Genomic DNA, 5,280 nt, shown 5'->3' with positions numbered 1-5,280 from the left:
CCAGCGCGCCGAGCAGGTCAACAAGCTGGTCGACGACGGCAACGAGTTGTTCGCCGCCCTCGACGAACGCCGTGACTCCCTGGCCCAGCTGATCTCGGGGATCCAGGATCTCTCGACGCAGATTTCCGGTTTCGTCGCCGACAACCGCAAGGAGTTCGGTCCCGCGCTGGGCAAGCTCAACGACGTGCTGTCCAACCTCAACGAGCGCCGCGACTACATCACCGAGGCGCTCAAGCGGTTGCCGACTTACGCCACCGAGCTGGGTGAGGTCGTCGGTTCGGGTCCCGGATTCAACGTCAACGTCTACGGCGTGATCCCGGCGCCACTGCTCGCCACCATGTTCGACTTCTTCTACCAGCCCGGCAAGATGCCTGCCAGCCTCGCCGACTACCTGCGCGGCCTGATTCAGGAACGCTGGACGATCAGGCCGAAAGCGCCGTGATGCAGCGGATCATCCGTAGCCGGGGGCTGCGCTACGCCACCATCATCGCGCTGGTCGCGGTGCTGGTGGGTGGCGTGTATGTGCTGTCGTCGCAGGAGAAGAACCGCAAGATCATCGGCTACTTCACCTCTGCCGTCGGCCTGTATCCCGGCGATCAGGTGCGCATCCTCGGTGTCCCGGTCGGGACCATCGACACGATCGAGCCGCGGCCCTCCGACGTCAAGATCACCATGGCCGTCTCCAAGGACGTGAAGGTCCCCAAGGACGCCAAGGCGATCATCATGTCGCCAAACCTGGTGGCCGCCAGGTTCATTCAGTTGACGCCGGCGTACACCGGCGGGGCCGAGATGGCCGACGGCGCCAGCATCGGCCTGGGCCGCACCGCCGTCCCGGTGGAATGGGACGAGGTCAAGGAGTCGCTGACCCAGCTGGCCGTCCAGCTCGGTCCGACGGCCGGATCCCTGCAAGGACCGTTGGGCTCGGCGATCAACCAGGCCGCGGACACCTTCGACGGCAAGGGCCAGTCGTTCCACAACGCCCTGCGCGAGCTCTCGCAAGCCGCTGGGCGCCTTGGGGATTCGCGCGGCGACATCTTCGGCACGGTGAAAAACCTGCAGGTGCTCGTCAACGCGCTCTCGTCCAGTAACGAGCAGATCGTTCAGTTCGCCGGCAACGTCGCCTCGGTGTCTCAGGTGCTCGCCGACAGCTCGCGCCACCTCGACACCACCCTGGGCACTTTGAACAAGGCGCTGTCGGACATCCGGGGCTTCCTGCACGAGAACAACTCCACGATCGTCGATACGGTCAACAACCTCAACGATTTCGCGAAGACATTGAGCGACCAGAGTGACAACATCGAGCAGGTGTTGCACGTGGCGGGCCCGGGTATCGCCAACTTCTACAACATCTACGACCCCGCGCAGGGCACCCTCAACGGCCTGCTGTCGATACCGGAATTCGCCAACCCCGTGCAGTTCATCTGCGGTGGCTCCTTCGAGACCGCCGCCGGGCCCAGGGCGCCCGACTACTTCAAGCGCGCCGAGCTCTGCCGTGAGCGGCTCGGTCCGGTGCTGCGCCGGCTCACCGTGAACTACCCGCCGCTGATGTTCCACCCGCTCAACACGATTACGGCGTACAAGGGCCAGATCATCTACGACACCCCCGAAACCCAGGCCAAGTCGGCGACGCCGGTGCCACAGCTGACCTGGATTCCGGCCAAGGGCACCCAGACGCCGCCGGACGCCCAGAACCCGGCGGACCTGCAGGCCCTGCTGGTCCCGTCGGCCCCGCAGGCCGCTCCCGCGCCGGGCCAGCCGGCGCCGCCCGGTGCCGCTCCAGCTCCTGGCCCCGCCGCCGGAAGCGCCTTCGGTCCGCTGCCGGGCCCGCCTCCGGGCCAGGCGCCCAACGGGCCGGCGGCCGGCTTGGGTGGTGGCGGATGAACCGGATGTGGTTGCGCGCAGGCGGATTGGCGACGGGCAGCGTGCTGCTGGCCGGCTGCCAATTCAGCGGGCTGAACTCGCTGGCGATGCCGGGCACCGCCGGCCACGGCAGCGGCGCCTATTCGATCACCGTCGAGCTGCCCGACGTGGCGACCCTGCCGCAGAACTCTCCGGTCATGGTGGACGACGTCACCGTCGGCAGCGTCGCCGGCATCGCGGCCGAACAGCGGGCCGACGGATCGTTCTATGCCGCGGTCAAATTGGCGCTGGACAAAAACGTGGTGCTGCCCGCAAACTCGACCGCGACGGTCGCCCAGACATCGCTGCTCGGTTCGATGCACATCGACTTGGCGCGTCCCAAGGACAAGCCGGCCGTTGGCAAGCTCAAGGACGGGTCGAAGATCGCGGAGGCCAACACCGGCCGCTATCCCACCACCGAAGAGGTGCTCTCGGCGCTGGGCGTGGTGGTGAACAAGGGAAACGTCGGTGCGCTGGAAGAGATCACCGACGAGACCTACCGGGCCGTCGCCGGCCGGCAGGACCAGTTCGTCGACCTGGTCCCCAGGCTCGCGGAACTGACCTCGGGGCTCAACCGCCAGGTCAACGACATCATCGAAGCGGTCGACGGGTTGAACCGATTCTCGGCCAACCTGGCGCACGATAAGGACAACCTGGGCCGGGCGCTCGACACGCTGCCCGAGGCCATTCGCGTGCTCAACAAGAACCGCGATCACATCGTCGAGGCGTTTAGCGCGCTGCACAAACTGGCGAACGTCACCTCCCACATCCTGGCTAAGACCAAGGTGGACTTCGCCGCCGACATGAAGGACCTGTACTCGGTCGTCAAGGCGCTCAACGACAACCGGAAAAACCTGGTCACCTCGCTGCAGATCCTGCTGACGTTCCCGTTCCCCAACTACGGCATCAAGCAGGCCGTGCGCGGTGACTACCTCAACGTGTTCACCACCTTCGACCTCACCCTGCGCCGGCTGGGCGAAACGTTCTTCACCACGGCGTATTTCGACCCGAACATGGCCCACATGAACGAGATCCTCAATCCGCCCGACTTCTTGACCGGCGAACTGGCCAACCTGTCCGGACAGGCCGCGGACCCGTTCAAGATTCCGCCCGGCACGGCTTCGGGACACTAGGGGGCGGGCGCAGATGCACGACAGACTGACCAAGATCCAGCTGGTGATTTTCGCGGTGATCACCGTCATCACCTTGACCGTGATGGCGATCTTCTACCTGCGGTTGCCCGCGACGTTCGGCATCGGAACCTACGGAGTGAGCGCCGATTTCGTTGCCGGGGGCGGCCTGTACAAGAACGCCAACGTCACCTACCGCGGCGTGGCCGTCGGCCGGGTCGAGTCGGTGGGGCTGAGCCCCAACGGCGTCATCGCCGACATGCGGCTGAACAGCGGGACCGCCATCCCGTCGAACGTCACCGCGACCGTCAAAAGTGTGTCCGCCGTGGGCGAGCAGTACATCGACCTGGTGCCGCCCAGTTCACCGGCATTGAGCAAGCTGGTCAACGGTTCTCGCATCGAGCGCAAGAACACCCGGATCGGCCAGGACGTCGCCGACCTGCTGAAGCGCTCCGAGACCTTGGTCAACAGCCTGGGCGATACCCGGTTGCGTGAGCTGCTGCACGAGACGTTCGTCGCCGCCAACGGATCGGGTCCCGAGATGGCCCGGCTGTTCGAGTCCGCCAGGCTGCTGGTGGACGAGGCCAACGCAAACTATCCGCAAGTCTCGCAGTTGATCGACCAGGCCGGCCCGTTCCTGCAGGCGCAGATCCGCGCCGGCGCGGACATCAAGTCGCTGTCCGACGGGCTGGCGCGGTTCACCTCCGAGGTGCGTCAGGCCGACCCGCAGTTGCGCGACACGCTGGCGACCGCCCCCGGCGCCACCGACGAGGCGAGCACCGCGTTCTCCGGCATCCGTCCCTCTTTCCCGGCGCTGGCCGCCAGCCTGGCCAACCTGGGCCGGGTGGGCGTGATCTACCACAAGTCGATCGAGCAGCTGCTGGTGGTCCTGCCGGCGCTGTTCGCCGCGATCATCACGATGGCGGGTGGTCCCCCCATCGACGAGGGTGGAAAGCTGGACTTCAAGCTCGACCTCAACGACCCGCCGCCATGCGCTGTCGGCTTCCTGCCGCCGCCGTTGATGCGCACCCCGGCCGACGAGACGGTGCGCGAGCTGCCGAAGGACATGTACTGCAAGACCGCGCAAAACGATCCCAGCACCGTGCGTGGCGCCCGCAACTACCCGTGCCAGGAATTCCCCGGCAAACGCGCACCGACCATCCAGCTCTGTCGCGACCCGAAGGGCTACGTGCCGATCGGCCGCAACCCGTGGCGCGGTCCGCCGGTGCCCTACGACACCCCGGTGACCAACGGGCTGAACGTGTTGCCGCCCAACAAGTTCCCGTACATCCCGCCGGGCGCTGAGCCCGATCCGGGAACACCCATCGTCGGGCCGCCGCCGCCGGGTGTGGTGCCCGGCCCGGGTCCGTTGCCCAACAAGCAGCCGGCCTTCGCTCCGCCGCCGCCCAACGACAACGGGCCGCCACCGCCGTTCACGTCCTGGCAGCCGCCCGGGGTGCCGCCGGTGCCGCCGCAGCTTCCGTACCCGAAGTGGCTGCCCCCGCCGCCCGCGCCGGAGGGCATCAGCCCGCCGCCGGCGGGCCCGGGACCGGAGAAGCCGTGGGGCCCGCCGCCCGGTGGGCAACCCCAGGCCAGCGGGCCGCCGGCATACGCGACCTACGACGAGAAGACCGGCGCGTTTGTCGATCCGGCCGGTGGCACTGGTATCTTCGCGGCCGGCGCCACCGGTACCTCCGGCGCCGAGAACTGGGTGGACCTCATGCTTGATCCAAGGCCGATGTAATGGACACTGCCGTGGCAGACGAACAAACGAACAAACCACGGGTGCGCCGTCGGGCCTCCCGCGCGGCGGGTCCGGCCAAGGGTGATTCGGCCCAGGACGTCACGGTCCACACCGACGTTGCGCCCGCGGCGAAGCCGACGCCCAAACCCGTCAAGGCCCTCAAGTCCATCAAGCCGCCACCGCGCCGGCAGCCGCACCGTGCCCTGGTGGCGTGGATCTCGTTCGCGGCCGCACTGCTGGCGGTCGGTGTGCTGGCCGGTTGTGTGGCGGCGCTGCTCGTTTCGCAGCGCCACGCCACCACGGCGCAGGCGCGCGATCAGCGTTTCGTCGACACCGCCACGCAGACGGTGGTCAACATGTTCAGCTACAAGCAGGACAACATCGACGAAAGCGTGAACCGGTTCATCAACGGCACCAGCGGCCCGCTGCGCGGCATGCTCGGCGCCAACAACAACGCCGAAAACCTCAAGGCGCTCTTCCGCTCCACCAATGCGACATCGGAAGCCG

At 67.3% G+C, this 5,280-nt stretch carries 4 protein-coding genes and 1 pseudogene; all 5 read left to right on the top strand.

Features of this window, described 5'->3' with window-relative positions; genetic code table 11:
- Positions 1–442, top strand: a pseudogene (locus tag A5659_RS13710) (mammalian cell entry protein); the annotation flags it as partial.
- A complete protein-coding gene (locus A5659_RS13705; RefSeq protein WP_156749193.1) occupies positions 442–1,881 on the top strand; it encodes a virulence factor Mce family protein in 1,440 nt (479 codons plus the stop codon). The pseudogene A5659_RS13710 and the gene A5659_RS13705, both read left to right, overlap by 1 nt.
- Positions 1,878–3,032 (top strand): virulence factor Mce family protein, encoded by a 1,155-nt coding sequence (locus A5659_RS13700; protein ID WP_066881026.1) that lies wholly within the window; start codon positions 1,878–1,880, stop codon positions 3,030–3,032. The genes A5659_RS13705 and A5659_RS13700 overlap by 4 nt, the downstream gene beginning before the upstream one ends.
- Positions 3,033–3,045: 13 nt before the next feature.
- The gene (locus A5659_RS13695; protein WP_066866227.1) at positions 3,046–4,773 is read left to right on the top strand and encodes a virulence factor Mce family protein; all 1,728 of its coding nucleotides are present in this window, start codon (positions 3,046–3,048) and stop codon (positions 4,771–4,773) included.
- Positions 4,773–5,280: mammalian cell entry protein (locus A5659_RS13690; RefSeq protein ID WP_067181819.1), on the top strand; the 508-nt coding region annotated here is incomplete at its 3' end. The genes A5659_RS13695 and A5659_RS13690, both read left to right, overlap by 1 nt.

The sequence above is a fragment of the Mycobacterium sp. 1165196.3 genome (assembly GCF_001673415.1).
GTDB lineage: Bacteria > Actinomycetota > Actinomycetes > Mycobacteriales > Mycobacteriaceae > Mycobacterium > Mycobacterium europaeum_A.
This window is presented reverse-complemented; position numbering and strand designations above follow the sequence as displayed.

Excerpts from the sequence above, each read along its gene's own strand:
- A5659_RS13705 (WP_156749193.1), top strand. The coding sequence starts at position 442 with ATGCAGCGGATCATCCGTAGCCGGGGGCTGCGCTACGCCACCATCATC.
- A5659_RS13700 (WP_066881026.1), top strand. The coding sequence starts at position 1,878 with ATGAACCGGATGTGGTTGCGCGCAGGCGGATTGGCGACGGGCAGCGTG.
- A5659_RS13695 (WP_066866227.1), top strand. The coding sequence starts at position 3,046 with ATGCACGACAGACTGACCAAGATCCAGCTGGTGATTTTCGCGGTGATC.